At 76.8% G+C, this 21036-nt stretch carries 16 protein-coding genes and 2 pseudogenes; 5 read left to right on the top strand and 13 right to left on the bottom strand.

The window, feature by feature from the left end; genetic code table 11:
- Positions 1-72 precede the first annotated feature (72 nt).
- The 7 genes and pseudogenes from FHN55_RS24275 to FHN55_RS11460 all read right to left on the bottom strand — a co-directional run.
- A pseudogene (locus FHN55_RS24275) lies at positions 73-912 on the bottom strand (bifunctional heptose 7-phosphate kinase/heptose 1-phosphate adenyltransferase); the annotation flags it as partial.
- Positions 913-993: 81 nt separating this feature from the next.
- Positions 994-1566, bottom strand: a pseudogene (locus tag FHN55_RS23285) (SIS domain-containing protein); the annotation flags it as partial.
- Between the two features lie 101 nt (positions 1567-1667).
- The gene (locus FHN55_RS11480) at positions 1668-2963 is read right to left on the bottom strand and encodes a glycosyltransferase (protein ID WP_139712440.1); all 1296 of its coding nucleotides are present in this window, start codon (positions 2961-2963) and stop codon (positions 1668-1670) included.
- A gap of 53 nt (positions 2964-3016) precedes the next feature.
- Positions 3017-4006, bottom strand: a complete 990-nt coding sequence (locus FHN55_RS11475; protein ID WP_139712522.1) for a glycosyltransferase — start codon at positions 4004-4006, stop codon at positions 3017-3019.
- Between the two features lie 17 nt (positions 4007-4023).
- A complete protein-coding gene (locus FHN55_RS11470) occupies positions 4024-5190 on the bottom strand; it encodes a glycosyltransferase family 9 protein (RefSeq protein ID WP_257570887.1) in 1167 nt (388 codons plus the stop codon).
- The gene (locus tag FHN55_RS24145; RefSeq protein WP_139712439.1) at positions 5187-6839 is read right to left on the bottom strand and encodes an HAD-IIIA family hydrolase; all 1653 of its coding nucleotides are present in this window, start codon (positions 6837-6839) and stop codon (positions 5187-5189) included. Before FHN55_RS24145 ends, FHN55_RS11470 begins: the two co-directional genes overlap by 4 nt.
- Positions 6836-8551 (bottom strand): carbamoyltransferase C-terminal domain-containing protein, encoded by a 1716-nt coding sequence (locus FHN55_RS11460; RefSeq protein WP_139712438.1) that lies wholly within the window; start codon positions 8549-8551, stop codon positions 6836-6838. The genes FHN55_RS24145 and FHN55_RS11460 overlap by 4 nt, the downstream gene beginning before the upstream one ends.
- Positions 8552-8695: 144 nt before the next feature.
- Between FHN55_RS11460 and FHN55_RS11455 the strand changes: the two genes are divergently transcribed.
- On the top strand, positions 8696-10153 hold the full coding sequence (locus FHN55_RS11455) for an aldehyde dehydrogenase (protein ID WP_218974585.1): 1458 nt from the start codon (positions 8696-8698) through the stop codon (positions 10151-10153).
- On the opposite strand, the gene FHN55_RS24140 is transcribed toward FHN55_RS11455, so the two are convergent.
- Positions 10101-10691, bottom strand: a complete 591-nt coding sequence (locus tag FHN55_RS24140) for a methylated-DNA--[protein]-cysteine S-methyltransferase (protein WP_139712437.1) — start codon at positions 10689-10691, stop codon at positions 10101-10103. The genes FHN55_RS11455 and FHN55_RS24140 overlap by 53 nt on opposite strands.
- Positions 10692-10910: 219 nt before the next feature.
- On the opposite strand from FHN55_RS24140, the gene FHN55_RS11445 reads away from it, so the two are divergent.
- Positions 10911-11351 (top strand): nitroreductase family deazaflavin-dependent oxidoreductase, encoded by a 441-nt coding sequence (locus FHN55_RS11445; protein ID WP_139712436.1) that lies wholly within the window; start codon positions 10911-10913, stop codon positions 11349-11351.
- A 123-nt stretch (positions 11352-11474) separates the two neighbouring features.
- Here the strand turns inward: FHN55_RS11445 and FHN55_RS11440 are convergent, their stop codons facing one another.
- Entirely contained in the window at positions 11475-12407 is a 933-nt protein-coding gene (locus tag FHN55_RS11440) for an NAD(+)/NADH kinase (protein ID WP_139712435.1), read from the bottom strand.
- Positions 12408-12467: 60 nt separating this feature from the next.
- Complete coding sequence (gene proC, locus FHN55_RS11435) at positions 12468-13274, bottom strand: pyrroline-5-carboxylate reductase (protein ID WP_218974584.1); 807 nt, start codon at positions 13272-13274, stop codon at positions 12468-12470.
- 32 nt (positions 13275-13306) lie between these two features.
- On the opposite strand from proC, the gene FHN55_RS11430 reads away from it, so the two are divergent.
- The 3 genes from FHN55_RS11430 to FHN55_RS11420 all read left to right on the top strand — a co-directional run bounded on the left by FHN55_RS11430 (position 13307) and on the right by FHN55_RS11420 (position 16801).
- Positions 13307-14248, top strand: a complete 942-nt coding sequence (locus tag FHN55_RS11430; protein WP_139712434.1) for a serine/threonine-protein kinase — start codon at positions 13307-13309, stop codon at positions 14246-14248.
- A gap of 81 nt (positions 14249-14329) precedes the next feature.
- Positions 14330-15811 (top strand): amino acid permease, encoded by a 1482-nt coding sequence (locus FHN55_RS11425; protein ID WP_257570886.1) that lies wholly within the window; start codon positions 14330-14332, stop codon positions 15809-15811.
- Positions 15812-15892: 81 nt separating this feature from the next.
- Positions 15893-16801, top strand: coding sequence for a transglutaminase family protein (locus FHN55_RS11420; protein WP_218974583.1), 909 nt, complete (start codon positions 15893-15895; stop codon positions 16799-16801).
- 43 nt (positions 16802-16844) lie between these two features.
- On the opposite strand, the gene FHN55_RS11415 is transcribed toward FHN55_RS11420, so the two are convergent.
- The 3 genes from FHN55_RS11415 to FHN55_RS11405 all read right to left on the bottom strand — a co-directional run bounded on the left by FHN55_RS11415 (position 16845) and on the right by FHN55_RS11405 (position 20957).
- Positions 16845-18854 carry a SpoIIE family protein phosphatase gene (locus FHN55_RS11415; RefSeq protein WP_139712433.1) on the bottom strand — a complete coding sequence of 670 codons (2010 nt, stop codon included), beginning with the start codon at positions 18852-18854 and terminating at the stop codon, positions 16845-16847.
- Positions 18851-20344 (bottom strand): malate:quinone oxidoreductase, encoded by a 1494-nt coding sequence (locus tag FHN55_RS11410; RefSeq protein ID WP_257570884.1) that lies wholly within the window; start codon positions 20342-20344, stop codon positions 18851-18853. The genes FHN55_RS11415 and FHN55_RS11410 overlap by 4 nt, the downstream gene beginning before the upstream one ends.
- A 166-nt stretch (positions 20345-20510) precedes the next feature.
- On the bottom strand, positions 20511-20957 hold the full coding sequence (locus FHN55_RS11405) for an ATP-binding protein (protein ID WP_180357786.1): 447 nt from the start codon (positions 20955-20957) through the stop codon (positions 20511-20513).
- Positions 20958-21036 lie beyond the last annotated feature (79 nt).

Below are 21036 nucleotides of genomic sequence, written 5' to 3'. Positions count from 1 at the left end.
CGTGCTGGCGGCAGCGGCGCCCAGCGAGGCCGCCTCGCGCTGGGCGGCGCGCCACCCGGAGGCGCCGCCCCCGGCGACCCACGCCGAGGCGTCGGCCACGGCGGCGACCACGGCCTCCGAGAGCACCCGGCCGGTGGCGAGCGACACGGCGGCGGACGCCGCGAAGCTGTCGCCGGCACCGCACGGGTCTCCGCCGGCCACCACGGCCGCCGGCGCGAAGACCGCGTCGGTGCCGGGAGAGGCGAGCCAGGCGCCCTGGGCACCGGTGGTCACGCAGACGCCGCGCACGCCCCAGGTGGAGGCGAGGTGCTCGGCGAGGACGTCGGGGGAGGCGCCGGCGACCGCCTGGGACGCGGCGGCACGGGCCTCGGAGAGGTTGGGCGTCACCAGCGCGCAGCCCGGCACCGGGGCGCCGCCGCGGGGGTGCGGGTCCCACACCACCGGCACGCGGCGCGCAGCCGCGGCCAGCGCCTCGCGGACCACCGGGTCGCGTGTGGTGCCCGCGCCGTAGTCGCTGACGAGCACGACGTCGGCGTCGGCCAGGGCCTCGGCGAGCACGGACGCCTCGACGTCGACCGGGGTGGCCGGGCCGCCCTCGTCCAGGCGCACGAGCGACTGCCCGGCCACGCGGACGCGGGTCTTGGTGCGGGTGCCGCCGGCGTGGCCCAGCGCCACGACCTCGACGGGCTCCGCCGCACCCTCGAGACCCTCGCGCAGGCGGCGGCCCGCGTCGTCGTCGGCGACCGGGGCGACGAGCGACGTCTGCGCGCGCCCCGCCACGAGCAGGGCGGTGAGCCCGGCGCCGCCGGGGCTCTCGTCCAGGCCGGTGAGGTCGACGACGGGCACGGGCGCGTCGGGCGCCACCCGGTCGCTGCGCCCCAGCAGGTCCCTGTCGAGCACCGCGTCACCCACGACGACGACGCGCGGGCGGCGCACCCCCGCCGCGCGCGGCGCGCGCGCCGCGGACGGACGGACGTCGAGGGGCGCGGACGAGACGGCCGCCGCGGCAGCGGGGGCGGGCGCCGCCGCGCTCGTCGTCGTCCCCAGGAGGTGGGCGTCGACGGCGGCGCACAGCGCGTGGACCACCACGAGGTGGCCCTCCTGCACCGCGGAGGTGGACGAGCCCGGCTCGCCGACGCGCAGCACCTCGTCGCTGGCCTCCGCCAGCGGGCTGTGGGCGGGACCGGTCAGCGCCCACACCCGCAGGCCGGCGCGGCGGCCCGCCTGCGCCGCGCGGACGACGTTCTCGCTGCGCCCGGACGTCGACAGCAGCAGCAGCACGTCACCGGGGCGGCCGTGGGCCTGCACCTGGCGGGCGAAGACCTCGGCGGCGCCGTAGTCGTTGCCGATGGCGGTGGTGGAGGAGGTCTCGGCGTGCAGCGCGATGGCCGACAGGGGCCGCCGCTCGGCCACGAACCGGCCCACCAGCTCGGCCGTGAGGTGCTGCGCCTCGGCGGCGCTGCCGCCGTTGCCGGCCGCGAGCAGCCGCCCGCCGCCCCCGAGCACCTCGGCGAGGTGGCGGCCCCAGGCGTCGAGCAGCTCGGCGGCGTCCTGCAGGCCGGCCACCGTCGCGTCGACCTCGCCGCGGTGCTGCGCCAGCCAGTCGGCCGCGGGGGTGCTGCCCGGGTGGGACCGGCCGCTGGGGTCGCGGGGAGCGCCCGTCGTGCTCACACAGCCTCCTGCTCGTCGAAGTGCGCGAGGAGGGCCGCGCGCTGGTCAGGGCGCGTCTCCACCGTCGTCGCGGGAGCCACCGCCCTGCGGGAGGCACCCCTCACGGCCCGACCGTAGGCGTCCTCCGTCGATGCCGCCACGCGGTCCCAGCCGTAGTGGGCCAGCGCGCGGCGGCGCCCCGCCCGTCCCCAGCGGCGGCGACGGGCGGGGTCGTCGAGGAGCCCGCGCACCGCCGCGGCCAGCGCCGCGGCGTCCCGGGGCTCGACGAGGGCCCCGGTGGAGCCCTCCACGACGGTGTCGAGGAGGCCGCCCACGGCGGTGCCGACCACGGGCAGGCCGCACGCCATCGCCTCCAGCGGGGCGATGCCGAACGGCTCGTACCAGGGCACGTTCACCGACACGTCCGCCGAGCGCAGCAGCCGCGGGACGTCGGGCTGCTCCACCTGCCCCACGAGCAGCAGGCGGTCGGCCACGCCGAGGGAGCGCGCGACGCTGCGCAGCCGGACGGCCTCCGGGTCGAGGTGCAGCTCGTGCGGCGGGGGCCCGCCGGCCACCACCAGCTCGACGTCGGGGAGCACCGCCAGGGCGCGCACGGCCGTCTCGACGCCCTTGCGCTCCACGAGCCGGCCCACGCTCACCAGGCGGAACCTGGGGCTGCCCGCGGCGCGCGGCTCGGCGGGGCCCTCCGGCTCGAAGTGCTCCACGTCCACCCCGCACGGCACCACCGCCGGGCGGCGGCGCGGCGTCGCGAGCGCGTCGAGCTCCGCCACCTCGTCGCGGCAGGTGGCCACCACGAGGTCGACGTCGCGGACCAGGCCGGCCTCCAGGGCGATTCGCCGGGCGGGGGAGGTGTCGTGGTCGCCCTGGTGGCGGCGCTTGACGGACCCGAGCGCGTGGAAGGTCTGCACCACGGGCACGCCCAGCGCGCGCCCGGCCTCGAGCGCCGCCAGGCCGGACATCCAGAAGTGGGCGTGCACCACCTCGGGGCGGGTCTCGCGGGGCGCCCAGGCGCGCTGCAGCCAGGCCGCGAACGCCGGCATCCACGGCAGCAGCTCGTCCTTGGGCACCGGCCGGGCGGGGCCGGCGTCGACGTGGACCACGTCCACACCGGGCGCCATGCGCACGCGCCGGGGGAGCACCGCGTCGTCGCGCCGCGTGTACACCTCCACCTGGTGCCCGCGGGCGGCCAGCGCCTGCGCCAGCGCTGCGACGTGCACGTTCTGCCCGCCGGCGTCGACACCTCCGAGGACGGCCAGCGGGCTGGCGTGCTCGGAGACCATCGCGATCCTCATCCGATGTCTCCCCTGGTGGAGCCAGGAGGGGCCGTGGGCTCGACCCCGGGGGCCTACTGCTGGACCCCGGCGCCTCCCAGGACGTCGTCCCAGTCGGCGAGGAAGCGCGCCAGCCCGAAGCGGCGCAGGGCGTGCTCGCGGGCGGCGAGGCCACGCTCTCGCGCCTCGGCCGGGTCGTCCAGCCAGCGCTGCGCCGTCCGCTCCAGCGCGGCGGGGTCCGTGGACAGGAACCCCGCCTCCGGTGGCACCGACTCGGGCGCCGCCGTGGTGGCCAGGGCCAGCACCGGCAGGCCCATGGTCATGGCCTCCACGAGCGCCAGGCCCAGGCTGGTCCACCGGTAGGGGTGGAGGTAGGCGCGGTGGCGGGCCACCTCGGCGTGCATCCGCGCCTGCGGCAGGTCCTCGTGGAGGTGGCCGGCGAGGTGGGGCGCGCATCGCTGCAGCGCGTCCATCCCCATGCCGTAGACGTCCAGCGGCACCCGCCGGGCGAGGTCGACCACGAGGTCGGTGCCGGCCACGCGCCAGCGGCGCACCGGCTCGTTGACCACCACGGCCAGCGACGCGCGCTCCCCGGTGGCCAGGTGCCCCGGGTCGACGACGCCGTGCTCCACCACGCGGGTGGGCAGGTCGCCGCAGTCCCACATGAGCGCGTTGAAGTGCGTCACGTGCACCACGGGCAGCCGGGCGCCCAGCTGCCCGTCCAGGTCGAGCAGTGGGTGGCGGGAGCGGGCGGCGTGCTCTCGGGGGGAGTCGTGCTCGACGTACACCGCGGGCACGTCGACCCCGGCGCGCAGCCCGGTCCACTCCCGCAGCAGCGCGGCCTCGTGGGGCCGCTGGAGGACGACGACGCCCGGCCGCGCCTCGCCGCCTGCCGCGAGCTGCTCGGGCGTGACCTCGCGCACGGACGCCGGCCAGTCCCAGGTGCGGGCGCGTCCGCGCCCGTCGGGGCCCCGGTCGGGCAGCACGGGCACGAGGTAGTCGTGCCGGCCCTGCACGAAGGCCGTGGTCCACGAGCCGTGGACGTGCCAGAGGAGCACCCTCAGGCGGCGGGACCCGTCGCTCACAGGGCCTGGCCGGTCTCGACGGGCACCGGCCGCGCGGGCGGGGGCACGGGCACGCGACCGGCGGCGAGGTCGGCGACGGCGGCCACGACGGCCCCGGGGGAGACGTCCAGGCACGGGTGGCCCGCCACCGGGCACACCTGCACGCGCGTGAGGCGGCACGGCGCGGTGAGGTCTCCCAGCACCACCACGGGCACGCCGAACGGCGCCCAGCGCTCCACGGGCATCACCGCGGAGAAGAGGCTGGCCACGGGCGTGCCGACGGCGGCCGCGAGGTGGGCCGGGCCGGTGTTGCCGACGACGACGACGTCCGCCGCGTCCAGCAGCGCGGCGAGCTCGCCGAGCGACGTGCGCCCGCCGGCGTCGACGGCGCCGGGAGCGGCTGCGGCGACGCGGCCTGTGAGCTCCACCTCGCCCGGACCGCCGGTGACCACCACGTGGTGCCCCGCCTCGACGAGAGCGCGGACGGCGCGGGCGACGACGTCCGGGTGCGCGGCGCGGGCCGGCACGGAGGCGCCGGGGTGGACCACGACGAGCGCCCCCCGACCACCCGCGGCCGACCCGGCCCGCTCGAGCAGCCACGCGGGCACGTCGGGCAGCGGGCGGCGCAGCGCCGTCCGGGGGGCGTCGGGGATCCGGCGGCCGCTCGCGGCCACGAGCCCGAGGCTGGCCACGACCTCGTGCTCGCCGCCGGTGCCGTCGGGGTTCCCGGGGCGCTTGTGGCGCAGGTCCAGCAGGGAGCCCGGGTAGTCGTCGCTGGCGGCGATGACGCGGGGCACGCCCGCCAGGCGTGCGATGAGCGCCATCGGCAGGGGGCTCTGGTGGTAGGAGGTGAAGACGACCACCTCGTCGTACTCGCGCTCGCGCAGCAGCTCGACCAGCGCGGTGAGCGCGTCGGCGTCGGGTGCCGGCGGCCGGTAGCCGGACCACGGGACGTCGGCCACGAGCACCTCGTCGACGCCGGGCAGCAGCCGCGCGGCGCCGGCACCACCGGGGGAGGCGAGCAGGTCGAGGCGCTCGACCTCGGTGCCGCCCGGTCCGCGGCGCAGCGCGGCGACGGCGGGGCCGGTCATGAGGACGTCGCCGTCGCTGTCGAGGCGGACGGCGAGCACCCTCCGCGGGTCCGGCTGCGGATCGGGGAGGGGGTCCTGCTGCGGGGTGGTCACGGGGTGCCTCCGGGGGTCGGGTGACGGTCACCGGCGCCGAGCAGCAGGTCGACGGCGCCGGCCAGGTCAGGGGCGACGCCGAGCACGGGGCCGCCAGCCGCTGCCGCAGCACGTGCGGCGGCGATCTCCTCGGAGCGTGTCACGGACGTGGGGACCATGACGCCCCGGGCGCCGGCGGCCACCGCGGCGCCCACGTCGGCGGCGATGTCGCCCACCACGGCGACGCGCGACGCGGGGACCCCGAGCCGGCGTGCGGCCTCGAGGACCATGCCGGGGCCGGGCTTGCGGCACGCGCAGGCCCCGTCACCACTCTCCGGGCCGTGCGGGCAGGTCATGACGACGTCGAGGCCGCCGACCTGCCGGACCACCTCGGCCGTGACGGCGTCGGCCTCGTCGCGGGTGATGATCCCCCGGGCCACCCCGGACTGGTTGGTCACCAGGCCGGTGCGCAGCCCGGCGCCCCGCACGCGGGCGAGCGCCTCGAGGGCGCCGTCGACCAGGCGCACCTGGGCCGGGTCGCCGTTGTAGGGGACGTCGTGGACGAGGGTGCCGTCCCGGTCGAAGAGCACAGCGGCCAGCGGCTCGTCGCGCTGCGCGGCCGGCCAGGGCGCGGGGGGCGCCGACCGCCAGCGCTGCAGCCCCCGCAGGCGGTGCCAGACGGCCGCGACCGGGATCGCTGCGGACGTGAGCGCCATCCGCCGCACCTCGGCGGCGTCACGAGGTCCCGGCGCGAGGCGCCGCCGGGCGAAGTCCGCGGTCAGGCCCGCCCACGCCACCGCCCCCAGCGCCGCGGCCCGCCGCTGACCGCTGACGGCCCCGAGGCCGGCCACCGCGAGCGCCGCCGCGGTGGCGACGTGCCAGCGCAGCCGACCCGGCGGCGCCTGCGCGTCGCGGCGCCACGTCGGGCCGTGCAGGGCGGCCATGAGCACGTCGTCGGCGTTCCCGCGCTGCACCCGCACGCTCACCCAGTCGTCGGCGGGGCGCACGGGGTGCACGGCGGTGCGCCGCCCGCGCACCAGCGACCAGCCGGCGCGCTCGACGCGCAGCGCGAGGTCGGCGTCCTCCCGGTAGGCCCGCGGGAACCGCTCGTCGAAGCCGCCCACGGCCACGAGGGCGTCCAGGCGGTAGGCCATGTCGGCGGTCGCCCACGCCGCGTCGGCCAGCCCCGCGGTGCCGCGCTCCCAGTCGGTGGGGCGCCGGCCGGTGGGCAGCGGCACGTGCAGCCGGCCCTGCGAGCCGCCGACGCGCGGGACCGCCCGCTCGACCGCGGCGAGGTCGGCGAGCAGCTCGCGGGACCACGCCGGGGGCAGCTCGACGTCGTCGTCGACGAACGCGACCCACTCCAGGTCCGGCACGCGCGCGGCGGCGGTGCGCCACCCGAGGTTGCGCGCCGCGGCGGGGCCGCGGCCGCCGGAGCGCACCACGACCAGCTCGACGCCGTCGAGGGCGAGCGCCGGCACCAGCGCCGGCGGTCCGGATCCCTCGTCGGTCAGCCGCCGGTCGTCGACGACGACGACCAGCGCCGGCCGCGCGCCGCCGTCCTGGGCCGCGTCCTGGGCCGCGTCCTGGGAGGCGAGGGAGTCGAGCAGCACCTGCAGGCTGGGCCGGCCGACCGAGGGGACGACGACGGCCCAGCGAGCGGGCCTCACGAGGCGAAGAAGCTCTGCCGGCGCACGAGGTGCGGGCCGAGGACCAGCACGTCGACGGGGGCGGACCCGAACAGCTCGAGCGCGTCGCGGGGGTCGTCGACCATGGGGCGGCCGGCGGTGTTGAGGCTGGTGTTCACCACCACGGGCAGGCCGGTGCGCCGCTCGAAGGCGGTGATGAGGGCGTGGACGCCGGGGTTGGCGCTCTCGTCGACCTCACCGGAGACCCCGGCTCCGCCGTCGCTGACGGTCTGGATGCGGGCGGTGCCGTCGACGTGCGTCACAGCGGGGATCCTCTCGCGCCACTCCGCCTTCACGTCGTGCACGAAGAGCATGTACGGGCTCGGGAACGGACCGTTCTCGAAGACGTCCTGCGCGCGCTCGGCCAGCACCATGGGGGCGATGGGGCGGAACTGCTCGCGGCCCTTGACGTCGTTCATCCGCTCCACGTTGTGCGCGTGGCCGGGGTGGGCGATGAGGGAGCGGCGGCCCAGGGCGCGGGGCCCGAACTCGCTGCGCCCGTCGAACCAGGCGACCACGCCGTCGGCGGCGAGCACGTCGGCGACCTCCTCGGCGAGCGCCTCGCGGCTGCCGGGGGTGGTGAAGGGGACCTTGGCGGTGCGCAGCCAGTCGGCCAGCTGCTCGTCCGTCCACTCCCGGCCCAGCGCGGCGGTGCCCATCGGGCGGATGCGGTCACCGTGCTCGGCGGCCACCTGCAGCGCGGCGCCCAGGGCCGTGCCGGAGTCACCGGCGGCGGGCTGCACCCACACCTGCTCGAAGGGGGTGCGCTGCCAGATCTTCGTGTTGGCCACGCAGTTCAGCGCGGTGCCGCCGGCCATCGTCAGCAGGGTGTCGCCGGTCTGCTCGTGCAGCCAGGTCGCGAGGTCGACGAGGACCTCCTCGGTGAGCGCCTGCACGGACGCGGCGAGGTCGGCGTGCTCGGGCGGGAGGGCCTCCGCGCTGGTGGCCGCGGCCTCGGCGGGGGTGCGGCGCGGGGCGAACCGGGCCCAGTCGGGCTCGGTCGCCACGAAGCGGCCGTCGCCGGTGGCGTGCACGTGCTCGCGCAGCGCCTCCAGGTGGCGCGGTGTGCCGTAGGAGGCCATCGCCATGACCTTGAACTCGTCGGAGGACCGCAGGAAGCCCAGGTGGTCGGTGAGCGACTCGTAGACCAGGCCGAGGGAGTGCGGCAGCTCGGTGGTGGCCAGCACCTCGAGCTTGCCGTCGACGTAGCGGCCCGACAGGTGGCTGCCGCGCTCGCCGCGGCCGTCGAGCACGAGCACGCTCCCCGTGGTGGACGGCCCCGCCAGGCCTGAGCTCGCCGCGTGCGCGACGTGGTGGGGGACGAAGACGACCTTGCTCTTGTCCAGCCCCGGCAGCGCGGTGGCGAGGAAGCCGGCGGCCCGGGAGGCGTAGGTGGTGCGCAGGTGGTCCCACGGGTCGCGCAGGCCGCGCTCGTGGCCCTCCTCCTCGCTCAGCGCCATCGACGGGTCGTAGCCGTAGGCGACGGCGTCGAGGTCGTCGACGGTCAGGCCCGCGTGCTCCAGGCACCAGCGCATCGCCAGCTCGGGCAGCTCCCACGCCGAGAACGGCACCGGCCGCTTGCCGTGCTTGCGCCGGGAGAAGCGCTCCTCCTCGGCGGCGGCCACCACGACGCCGTCCACCACGAGCGCGGCGGAGGAGTCGTGGAAGACGGCGTTGACGCCCAGCACCTTCATGGGGACGTGTGTAGGGCAGCGCCGACGATCTGCAAAGTCGATCACGTGTGCGACGGGTGGGCGTCGCCCGCCCGGTGCCCGGCGGTCACCCGGGCGACACGGGCCGCGGCGGCGGGACCGCGGACCAGCCGGTAGACAGGCCGCGTGACGCTGAGCACCGAGAGCACCGCCCTGACCACCGGCTGCTGGCTGGACGGAGCCCCCGTCGACGCCGCGGGCCGGTCCCTCCCGCTGGTCGACCCCTCCACCGGCGAGCCGTCCGGACGGGTCCGGTGCGCCACCGCCGAGCAGGTGGAGGCCGCGCTCGCGGGGGCTCGCTCCGCCCGCCGCGGCTGGAGGGCGACGGCGGCGGGGGAGCGCGCCTCGGCCCTGCGGGCCGCCGCCGCGTCCGTGCGGGAGCACGCCGACGCCCTCGGCGACCTGCTCGTCGCCACCACCGGCCGCCTGGTGGGGCAGGCCCGCGGCTCCGCGGTGGTGGCCGCCGAGCTGCTCGAGGAGGCCGCCACGACCGGGGTGCTGGACGCCGGCCGATCGCTGGCCGGGGCGTCGGGCGCCATCGACGTGGTGCGCCGCGAGCCGCGCGGCACGGTCGCCGTCATCACGCCCTGGAACGACCCGTTCCCCGCCGCCGCGGGCCTGCTCGCCGCGGCGCTGGTGGCCGGGAACACCGTGGTGCACAAGCCGTCGGAGCGCTCCAGCGCGCCCGGCGCGGCGATGGCCGCGCTCATCGCCGCCTCACTGCCGCCGGGGGTGCTCCAGGTGGTGACCGGTGACGGCGAGGTGGGGGAGGCGCTGGTCGCCGACGACCGCGTCGACGTGGTGGCGCAGGTCGGCTCCACCGCCACGGGGCGGCGCATCGGCGCCGTGGCCGGCGGCCGCGGTGCGGTCGCCCTGCTCGAGAACGGCGGGAAGGACCCGCTCCTGGTCGACGCCGGCGTCGACCCGGCCTGGGCCGCGGCCCAGATCGCCGCCGGCGCCTTCACCAACACCGGTCAGCTGTGCACGTCGGTGGAGCGCGTGTACCTGCACGCCGACGTCGCCGACGCCGTGCTGGAGGAGCTGGTGGCGCTGGCACGGGGAGTCGTCGTCGCCGACCCGTCCGACCCCGCGAGCGAGCTCGGGCCGCTCGTCGACGAGCGGCAGATCGCCGTGGTCGCGCAGCACGTGGACGACGCGCTCGCGGCGGGTGCGACGGCGCTGGCCGGCGGGGCGCGGCTGGACCGGCCCGGTGCCTGGTACCCGCCGACCGTGCTGGTCGGGTGCACCGACGACATGGACGTCATGGCCGAGGAGACCTTCGGTCCTGTCGCGGCGGTGCGCGTGGTGGCCGACTGGGAGGAGGGGCTGCGCCTGGCGGGCTCCGGCGCCTACGGGCTCGCCGCCACCGTGCTGACGCCCGACACCGCCCACGCGCTGCAGGCCGCCGACGAGCTGGAGGTCGGCACCGTCAAGGTCAACGCCGTGTGGGGCGGCGCACCGGGTGGCTCAGCCGACCCGCGCCGCTCTTCCGGGCGCGGGCGCGGCTACGGGCCGGACCTGCTGGGCGAGCTCACGGCGCTGAAGGCGGTGCACCTGGAGCCGGCGCCCCCGGCGCGTCGCTGACCGGCGTGCCGGCGGCGAGCGCGACGCCCTCGAGCTCCAGCAGGCGGCGCTTGACGTCCACGCCGCCGGCGTAGCCGGTGATCTTCCCGCCGGACCCGACCACCCGGTGGCAGGGGACGACGAGCGAGTGCGGGTTGCGCCCGACCGCCTGCCCGACGGCGCGCACGGCGGTCGGCCTGCCGATCGCCGCCGCCACCTCCCCGTAGGTGCGCGTCTCGCCGCGGGGGATCGCGGCGACCTGCGCCCACACCGCGCGCTGCAGGTCGGTGGCGCCGGGCACGGCGGCCCAGCTCAGCGGGACCTCGAGCACGTCGGACGCGCCCTCCAGGCGGGCGAGGACGGCGGTGGTGACGTCAGCGACCTGCGGGTCGTCGGGGTCGGCGCAGCTGCCGAGCGCCGCCGGCCGCGGGGCGGGCGTGTGCCCGTCGGCGTAGTAGAGGCCGGCGAGGGCGCCGTCGTCGTCGACGACCACCACCAGCGGTCCGAGCGGTGAGTCGGTGCGGGCGTGCCGCAGCCCGCGCGTCGGGGTGGAGGCCATGGCGCTCACCCTGCCCGCTGGACGCCCCCGCCCGCTCGGCCCGGTCCCCACCCTGTGGACAGCGCACTCGCTCACGCGAGTGCTCCTTCAAGAGGACCTCATGACGCACTCGGTCACGCGAGTGCTCCTTCAAGGGGAGCTGATGACGCACTCGGTCGCGCGAGTGCGGCGAGGGGGGCCGGGTGGCGATCGTCGCGGGGCGTGGCAGAGGCTGGAGGCATGCCTTTGCACGGTGAGTACGAGCCCAGCCCCGAGAAGTGGGTCCGCGACCAGGTCGAGCAGTACGAGTCCTCCGGCGGCACCGAGGGCACCACGCTGCGGGGCGTTCCCGTGATGATCGTCACGAACCGCGGTGCCAAGAGCGGCAAGATCCGCAAGACGCCGCTGATGCGCGTCGAGCACGAGGGCTCCTACGCCGCCGTGGCCTCCAAGGGCGGGGCCCCGACGCACCCCGTCTGGTACCGCAACCTGCTCGCCGAGCCCCACGTCGAGGTGCAGGACGGCCCGCACAAGGCCGACTACACCGCCCGCGAGGTGCACGGCGAGGAGCGGGCGCAGTGGTGGGAGCGCGCCGTGGCCGTCTGGCCGGACTACGCCGAGTACCAGACCAAGACCGACCGCGAGATCCCCGTCGTCGTCATGGAACCCCGCGAGTCCTGATCCCGCGCCGACCGGCTTCGAGCTGTCGGAACCCTGCCGGGAGGTGTCGGAACCGGGCCACGGTTCCGACACCTCGGGGCGGGGTTGCGACGGGTCGCGGCACGCGCGGGGTCAGACGCCGGATCAGTCGGGGGCGTGGCCCAGCTCGCGGGGGAGCAGCTCGCGCAGCTCCTCCGGCAGCAGCGGCAGGTCGAGCAGGCTGAGCTTCACGCGCGAGCGGCGGTCGTGGCGGGCCCTGTCGAGGCGCACCACGTGCCCGGCGTCGCGCTCCTCGACCACCTCGATGCGCGCACCGGGCGCCAGCGGCGCCAGCACCCGCCCGTCCACCTCGAGCGCGAGCACGCCGCTGTCGGGCAGCAGCTCCAGCGCCAGGTGGTCCTCGGGTGACAGGACGACGGGCCGGGAGATGCCCGACCACGGGGAGGCCGGCGCCACGACCATCGCCGACAGCGTCGGCGAGACCACCGGGCCGCCGGCGGCGTAGCTGTAGGCCGTGGAGCCCATGGGGGTTGCCACGATGACCGCGTCGCAGCGGTACACGCCGTAGCCCTGCCCGTCGATGCTCAGCGCCGCGGACGCGATCCCGTCACCCGGGCACCGCGACAGCGCCACGTCGTTGAAGGCGACCGCCGAGGTGCTGCCGTCCTCCAGCTCCACGCCGGTCACCCGCAGGGCCGGACGGGCCTCCACGGAGTAGCGGCCCTCCACGACGCGCTGCAGCGCCGGCGCCACCTCCGCCGGCTCGACCTCCACGAGCACGCCCACGCGCCCGAGGTTCACCCCGAGCACCGGGACGCCCGTCCCGGCGGAGGCGCGCAGCGCGCCGAGCATGGTGCCGTCGCCGCCGAGGGAGACCAGCGCGTGGCACCCCGGGGCCAGGTCCTCCGGCGGCACCTCGACCACCGGACCGGCGACGCGGCCGCCGTCACCGGCGGCCACCACCACCTGGGCGCCCTGCTCGCCGGCCCAGCGCACCACCTGCTCGGAGACGGAGAAGACGTCGCGGGTCGGGTGGAGCACCAGTCCGATGCGCGGCGGCCCCCCAGCAGTCGTCACCCGACCCACTCTGCCCCACCCGCCCGGCGGCGAGCGGGCAGCCGGGCCAGGACGGCGCCGTCAGCCCGCGAGCTCGGCCGACCTCTTCGCCGCGGCCATGACCGCCGAGACCAGCGCGGCCCTCATCCCCTGCGCGTCCAGCTCCCGCAGGCCCGCCGCGGTGGTGCCGGCGGGGGAGGTGACCTGCTCGCGCAGCAGCGCGGGGTGCGTGCCGGTCTCCACCATGAGGCGCCCGGCGCCCAGCACGGTCGCGGCGGCCAGCTGCAGGGCCACCGCGCGGGGCAGGCCGGCGCCCACGCCGCCCTCGGCGAGGGCGTCCGCCACGGCGAAGACGAACGCCGGTCCCGAGCCGGAGACGCCGGTGGCCGCGTCGAGCTGGCCCTCGGCCAGGCGCAGCACGGTGCCGGTGGCCGCGAGGAGCTCCTCGGCGCGGGCCAGCTCGGCCTCGCCGGCTCCGGCTCCGGCCGCCAGCACCGTGACGCCCGCGCCCACCAGGGCCGGGGTGTTCACCACGGTGCGCACCACCTTCGCGCCGGGGAACAGCGACGCCAGCCGCGCGGTGGTGACCCCGGCGAGCAGCGACACCAGCAGCGCTCCCTCGCGCACCGCTCCCGCCACCTCGGCGGCCACGGCCTCGAGCTGCTGCGGCTTCACCCCGAGGACGACGACGTCGGCGGCGGCCGCCTCCCGCACGGGGACCACGCGGACGCCGTGCCGCTCGGCGAGCTCGGCGGCCCGCTGGGGGCGTCGCGCCGTGGCGAGCGTGCTCCCGGCCGGCTGACCGCCGGCGAGCACCGCGGCGAGCACCGCCTCACCCATCGTCCCCGTCCCGAGGACCGACACCTGCTGCTGCTCGCGCTCACCCACCGCGGCAGCGTAGGACCCACCACACTGCGGGGGTGATCCCGTGGGACCGCGAGGCGGAGCTGCTCGCCCTGCGGACCGAGCGCCGGGACCTGCTCGCCCCCGGGGAGGTCATCGGCGGGCGCCTCGTGCTCGCACCTCTGGGCCGCGGCGGCAGCGCCCAGGTCTACCGCGTGCTGCGGGGCGCCGGCCGCGGTGCTCGCGAGGAGGCGCTCAAGGTCCTCGAGCCGACCGCCGCCGCCACCGACGCCGGGCGCCGCCGCTTCCACCGCGAGTGCGAGGTGGCCGCGCAGGTGCACCACCCCGGCGTCGTCGCCGTCCTCGCCCACGGGGAGGAGCTGCCGCGGGGCAGCGCCCTGAGCGAGCCGCTGCTGTGGGCGGCGGTGGAGCTCCTCGACGGCGGCACGTCGGCCGTGCTGCGCCCGCGAGGGCGGAGCCGCCCCGACGTCCCGCGCATCCTCGACGTCCTCGCGCAGGCGGCGGCCGGGCTGGACGCCGTGCACGCCGTCGACGTGGTCCACGGGGACGTCAAGCCCGCCAACGTGCTGCTCGCCGCGCCTCCGAGCGCGCGTGCCGCCGTCACCGACTTCGGGCTGGCGCGCAGCGTGGACGAGTCGCGTCCGCTGGCCCGTCACGGCCGGGTGGCCGGGTCCCTGCCGTACGCCGCGCCCGAGCTGCTCCAGGCCCAGCGCGTCACCCCGGCCACCGACGTGTACTCCCTGGCCTGCACGGCGGTCGAGCTGCTGTCGGGGGAGCCGCCCTACCCGTTCTCCACCACCTTCGCGGTGGCCCGGGCCCACGTGGCCGGGCGCCCCCCGAAGCTGAGCCGCAGGCGCCGGTGGCTGCCCGCCGCGCTCGACCGCGTGGTCGCCCGGGGAATGGCCGCCGACCCCTCGGCCAGGCCCGCCACCTGCACCGACCTCGTGGACGAGCTCCGCGCGGCCCTGGCGCCGGCGGGCGGCGCGCCGGAGGCGTGACCTGCCGGAAACACCCCCGACGGGCACTGGTGCGCCGGGGCACCTAAGGTCGGCCCGCCCCGACACGAGGAGGTGGAGCCCGTGAGCTCCCAGACGCGCAGCCAGGCGGACCTGACCGCTGAGGACGAGGGCTACCACAAGGGCCTCAAGCCGCGGCAGATCCAGATGATCGCCATCGGCGGGGCCATCGGCACCGGCCTGTTCCTCGGCGCCGGCGGGCGTCTCGCCAACGCCGGCCCGGGCCTGTTCATCGTCTACGCGATCTGCGGCGTCTTCGTGTTCTTCATCCTGCGGGCCCTCGGCGAGCTGGTGCTGCACCGGCCCTCGTCGGGCTCCTTCGTCTCCTACGCCCGGGAGTTCTTCGGGGAGCGGTTCGCCTTCGTCGCCGGGTGGATGTACTTCCTCAACTGGGCGATGACCTCCATCGTCGACGTCACGGCCATCGCGCTGTACGTCCACTACTGGGGCGCCACCGAGGTGGTGCCCCAGTGGGTGATCGCGCTGGCCGCGCTGGTCATCGTCCTGTCGATGAACCTCATCTCCGTCAAGCTCTTCGGCGAGCTGGAGTTCTGGGCGGCGCTGCTCAAGGTGGTCGCGCTGTCCGCGTTCCTCGTCATCGGCCTGGTGTTCCTGCTGGGCCGGTTCATCGTGGCGGGGGAGACCACGGGCCCGTCGGTCATCTCCGCGAACGGCGGCCTGTTCCCCACCGGCATCGTGCCGCTGGTGCTGGTGGTCTCCGGCGTGGTCTTCGCCTACGCCGCCGTGGAGCTGGTGGGCACCACTGCGGGGGAGACCGAGAACCCCGAGAAGATCATGCCGAAGGCGATCAACGCCGTGATCTTCCGGATCGCGCTGTTCTACGTCGGCTCCCTGGTGCTGCTGGCGCTGCTGCTGCCGTACACCGCCTACGACGCCGACACGAGCCCCTTCGTCTCCTTCTTCGCGCGCATCGGCCTGCCCGGCGCCGGCAGCATCATGAACGTCATCGTGCTCACCGCGGCCCTGAGCAGCCTCAACGCGGGGCTGTACTCCACCGGGCGCATCCTGCGCTCGATGGCGGTCAGCGGCTCCGCGCCGCGCTTCACCGGGAAGATGACGCGCAACGGCGTGCCCTTCGGCGGCATCCTGCTCACCGGCTGCATCACCCTGCTCGGCGTCGGTCTCAACGCCGTCGTCCCCGGGCAGGCCTTCGAGATCGTGCTCAACATGTCGGCCCTGGGCATCGTCACCGCCTGGGGGACCATCGTCATCTGCCAGCTCAAGCTCTTCAGCCTCTCGAAGCAGGGCCTGGTCGAGCGCCCCCACTTCAAGATGATGGGCGCCCCCTACACCGGGTACGCGACGCTGGCGTTCCTGCTCGCCGTGCTCGTGCTCATCGGGTTCGACTACCCGATCGGCACCTACACCCTCGCCACGCTGGTGCTCATCGTCCCGGCGCTCATCGTCGGGTGGTTCGCGGTGCGCCGGCGGGTGCTGGCGGTGGCGGCCGAGCGCGAGGGCTACACCGGGGAGTACCCGGTGGTGGCCGAGCGGCCGGGCTCGGAGCACCGGCCGCGCGGCTGACGGACCACGGCGCGCACCAGTCCTGCCCACCTCGGGCCCGGACGGGCGCGGGGGCGGCCGGGACCCCCAGAATGGGGGCCCGTGACCGCCGCCCCGCCCGTCCCGCCCTCCCCGCTGACCCGCGAGGTCTCAGCCCGGCTGGTGCTGGAGCTGTCCTCGCCGGCCGACCTCTCGCTGCTCGTGGCCGCGGCGAGGACCCCCGGCTCGACCGTCGAGGACCAGCTGGTGGTCACCCACGGCGACGGTCCGCTGCCCGAGGGGGCGCTCCCCGTCGAGGTGCCGGTCGGTCCGCGTGAGCGCGGTGAGCGCATGCACGTCCTCACCGCCGTGCCCGCCGGGAGCGTGGTGGTCGAGTACACCGGCCGTCTCACCCCGGCGACGACGGACGGCGCAGCGGCGGCCGACGGCGACGCGCAGTCCCGTGACCTGCTGGAGCGCTTCGAGGCCAACCGGCCCAGCCGGTACTGCCCCTCCGACGAGCTGACGGCCTTCGCCGCCTCGGAGTTCGGCACCCGCGCCCAGCACGGTGACGCCGAGCTGGCCGAGCGCATCACCGCCTGGGTCGCCGAACGGCTCGTCTACACCTCCGGCTCCTCGACGGCGTTCGACGGGGCGGTGCAGACGCTGCTGCGCGGGCAGGGCGTCTGCCGCGACTACGCGCACCTCGTGGTGACCCTCGCGCGCGCCCTCGAGCTGCCCGCGCGGCTGACCGCCGTGTACGCGCCCGGGCTGTCGCCGATGGACTTCCACGCCGTCGCCGAGATCCGGGTGGAGGACGCCCCGGGCGCCGGGAGCTGGCAGGTGCACGACGCCACGCACCTGGCGCCGCGGCCGTCGCTGTGGCGGATCAGCACCGGCCGCGACGCCGCCGACACGGCCTTCCTCACCTCGCTGCACGGCGGGGTGGCGCTGAAGGAGATGGAGGTGCGGGCGGTGGTGACCGGTGGCGACCTGCCGGCCGACCCCACCGGTCCCGTCCTGCTGGCCTGAGCACGGCGACGACGGCGCGGGCCACGCTGGGCCCTCCGGGCCGTCAGAGCTGGCGGCCCACCAGGCGGACGGCGACGAGGGCGATGTCGTCGTCGACGCGCCCGCCGACCAGGTCCAGCAGCCCGTCGCACACCTCGTCGGGGCTGGCGCCGTCCAGGGCGGCAGCGGCGCCCGTGAGCCAGTCGAGCCCCCTGGTCAGGTCGACGCCGCGCCGCTCGACGAGGCCGTCGGTGTACAGCAGCACGGTCGCCCCGGGCGGCAGCAGCGTGCGGTGGTCGGTGCGGGGCACGCCGGCCTGCAGCCCCAGCAGCAGCTCGGCCGGCTCCTCGAGGAGGCGCGGCGCGGCACCGGGCACCAGCAGCAGCGGCGGCAGGTGACCGGCGCTGCTCCACACCAGCTCCCGGGAGCCGTCCGGCTCGGCGGGGGACAGCGAGCCCAGCACGGCCGTGGCCAGCGAGGTGACGCCCAGGTGCGGCAGCGCGTCGTCGAGCTCGGTGAGCACCCGCGCCGGGGTCCGGGCGCCGCTGTGGGCGATGCCGCGCAGCAGGTTGCGCAGCTGGGCCATCGCCGCCGCGGCGCGCTGGTCGTGGCCCGTGACGTCGCCGATCACCAGCTGCAGCTCTCCGGTGGCGCTGGTGAACGCGTCGTACCAGTCCCCGCCGACCTGCGCGTGCTCGGCGGCCGGCACGTAGCGGACCGCCAGGTCCAGCCCGGTGACCATGGGCGGCTCGGTGAGCAGGCTGCGCTGCAGCTCCTCGGCGATGGCGCGCACCGCCTCCATCGCGCGGCGCTCGGCCTCGCGCGCCGCAGCTCGGTCGAGGGCCTGCGCGGTGGAGCTGGCCAGCACCGACAGCACGGCCTGCTCCTCCTCGGCCAGCTCGGTCTGCCGCTGGCCCGAGGCCCAGGCCAGCTCGAGCAGACCCAGGTGCCGGTCGCCGACGTCGAGGTGCACGGCGCCGCGGTCCGCCGCGACGACCTCGCCGGAGGCCGAGGCGTCGTCGTCGGGGTGGCCGATCGACAGCTGCGCGCCGACCGCGCCGAGCAGCCTGGCCGCCCCGCGCTCCACCACCTGCTCCAGCTGGGTCACGTCCGCGGCGTCGGGCAGCTCCTGCAGCACCCGGACCAGGCCGAGCAGTCGCCGCACCTGGGCGCTCTGCAGGTCCACCCGGGCCTGCGCGGCCTCGGCGGCGGACGCCACCGCGAGCGCGTTCCCCAGCGCCGCGGCCACCTGCCGCAGGAAGCCGAGGTACTGCTCGTCCTCGGCCAGGCCGCGCGCGAGCGCCACGACGAGCAGCGGGCGCTCCTCGGCGGGCCCCAGGCCCGGGACCCTGACCCACGCGGTGCGGCCCGCGCCGGTGGTGCCCACCACGGGGGAGTCCTCCACCGGCTGCGGCGGCGCCGCGTCCAGGTGCGGCTCGCGCTTGCGCGGTGCCTCGGCGGGCACCAGCAGCTCGACCCGGGGAAGGTCCCCGGGGTCGGTGCGCAGCACCGGCAGCGCCACCCGGGCCAGGTCCACGGTGGTGCGCAGCACCCGCGGGAGGTCGGCCAGGCGGCGCAGCAGCGCCGAGCGCCGCCGCTCGAGCACCTGCGCGGTGGTGTCGACGGCGATGTCCAGCACGCCCTCCACCCGTCCGTCCGGTCCCGCGACGGGGGAGTAGCAGTAGTCGAAGTAGCTCTCCTCCGCGAAGCCGCGGCGGTCGATGTAGAGCTCCTGGTCGACCATGCGCACGGCCTCGCCGCTGGAGAGCACGCCCTCCATGAGGGGGCGGATCTGGTCCCAGACCTCGGGGAAGACCTCGGCGCACGGCCGGCCCAGGCCCCACGGGTGCTTGGCCGGGAACATGCGCGCGTACGCCGCGTTGTAGAGCAGCACGAACCGAGGACCCCACAGCAGCGTCACCGGGAAGCTGGTGGCGAACGCGAGCGAGAGCGCCGTGCGCAGCGCCGTCGACCAGGTCTCGGGAGCGCCCAGGGGCGTGGAGCTCCAGTCGACGGCCTCGTAGGCGCTGCGCAGCTCGCCGGCAGCTGCGAAGGGGTCCTCGGGGGCCGTCAAGAAGTCAGCTGCAGGGTGCGCGCCGTCTCCTCGCGCACCTGGCGTGCCAGGGAGGCGTCCGCAGACAGCTTCCGTCCGTAGGAGGGGATGACGTCGGTCAGCAGCGGGCGCCAGGCGTCCATCCGGTCCGGGAAGCACCGCTCGAGCAGCGTGAGCATCGCCGAGGCCGCGGTGGAGGCGCCCGGGGACGCCCCGAGCAGACCGGCGATGGTGCCGTCCGCGCCGGTGACCAGCTCGGTGCCGAACTGGAGCACGCCGCGGCCCTTCTGGTCCTTCTTGATCACCTGGACGCGCTGCCCGGCGGTGATCAGCTCCCAGTCGCCGTCCCCGGCCTCGGGGAAGAAGGTGCGCAGGGCCTCCATGCGCTGCCCGCGCGTCTGCAGCACCTGCTGCACCAGGTACTTGGTCAGCGCCAGCTCCGACCGGGCCACGCCCAGCATCGAGGAGAGGTTGTTGGCCTTCACCGAGCGCGGCAGGTCGAGCAGCGAGCCCGCCTTGAGGAACTTGGGGGAGAACCCGGCGTAGGGGCCGAAGAGCAGCGACTGCTCGCCGCCCACCGAGCGCAGGTCCAGGTGGGGCACCGACATCGGCGGGGCGCCGACCTCGGCCTGCCCGTAGACCTTCGCGTGGTGCTGGGACACGAGGTCCTTGCGCCGCGTGCGCAGGAACTGCCCGCTCACGGGGAAGCCCCCGAAGCCGCGGATCTCCTTGATGCCCGAGTGCTGCAGCAGCGGCAGGGCCCCGCCCCCGGCGCCGACGAAGACGAAGCGCGTCACGAGCGCGCTGCGGTGGCCGGTCGCGACGTCCTGCACGAGGACCTGCCAGCGCCCGCTGGGGGTGCGCTTGAGGCCGGTGACGCGCGTGCCGGTGGCCACGTGCACCCCGCGGCGCTGTGCGGCGTCGAGCAGCAGTGAGGTCAGTGCGCCGAAGTTCACGTCCGTGCCGGCCAGGGAGCGGGTGGCGGCCACCCGCTGCGCGGGGTCGCGCCCGGCCATCACCAGCGGCACCCACCCGGCCAGCTCGTCCGGGTCCGCGGTGTGCTCCAGCTCGGAGAACAGCGGCTGGGACTTCAGCGCCTCGTAGCGGGCGCGCATGTAGCGCTGCCCGTCCTCGCCGGTGACGAAGCTGACGTGGGGCACCGAGGTGATGAAGGTCTTCGGGTCGTCGGTGAGCCCGGAGCGGACCAGGGAGGACCACAGCTGCCGGGACACCTGGAACTGCTCGTTGATGCCGACCGCCTTGGTCGGGTCGACCGTGCCGTCGGGGCCCGCGGGCGTGTAGTTGAGCTCGCACAGGGCCGCGTGCCCGGTGCCGGCGTTGTTCCACGGGTCGGAGCTCTCCAGGCCGACCGACGGCCCGGACTCCAGCACGACGACGGACCAGTCCGGCTGCACGAGCCCGAGCAGCGCGGCGAGGGTGGCGCTCATGATGCCGCCGCCGACCATGACGACGTCGGGTGCGGCGCTGGCCGCACGGGCGCTGCTGACCACGGACTCCTGAGCGCTCAGCGCTGCCTCCTCGGTGAGGACGTCGGTCGACGTCGGCGTTGCTCTCGGACCCGCGGGAGCGGACCACCGCCCATCATCGCGTGCCCCTGCCCCGGCGGTCGACGCCGCCCGCGGCGCCTGTGGCGGACGTCGCAGGCCGCGCCGCTGCTCAGGGTCCCCACCGCTGCGCGGCCTCGTCGCGGGCCGACCTGCCCCGCGGGCCGCTGCCGGAGCTGCGGCGCAGCAGGAACCACACCTCCTTGCCGCGCTCGGTCGGCTCGGCGCCCCACGCCGCGGACAGCAGGTCCACCAGGGCCATCCCCCGCCCGTCGACGTCGGCCGGTCGCGCCGCCCTGGGCAGCGGCGTGCGGGAGCTGCCGTCGGTGACGCGCACCCGCATGCCGCTGGAGGTGTCGCACTCCACCGCGAGCGTCACCGGGGGCGCCCCGTGGACCACGGCGTTGGTCACGAGCTCGGAGGTCAGCAGCTCGGCGTCGTCGAGGACGGTCGAGTGGTGCTGCGGGCAGCGGGCGCCGCGCAGGAACAGGCGCGCCAGCCTCGGCGCGCTGGCGTCGGAGGGCAGCCTCGTGCTCGCCGCCGCCGTGACCTCGCACACCGCTGCTCCCCGGGGTCCTCGCACCGCCAGCGGCCCTCCGCCGGCCCCGCCACCAGTCTGGACCGGCCGGGCCGGCTCC

Origin of the sequence: Streptomyces sp. NP160 (genome assembly GCF_006335115.1) — a bacterium.
Taxonomy (GTDB): domain Bacteria; phylum Actinomycetota; class Actinomycetes; order Actinomycetales; family Quadrisphaeraceae; genus Quadrisphaera.
Note: the sequence above shows the minus strand (reverse complement) of the source record. Positions and strands in the feature narration are given on the sequence as shown.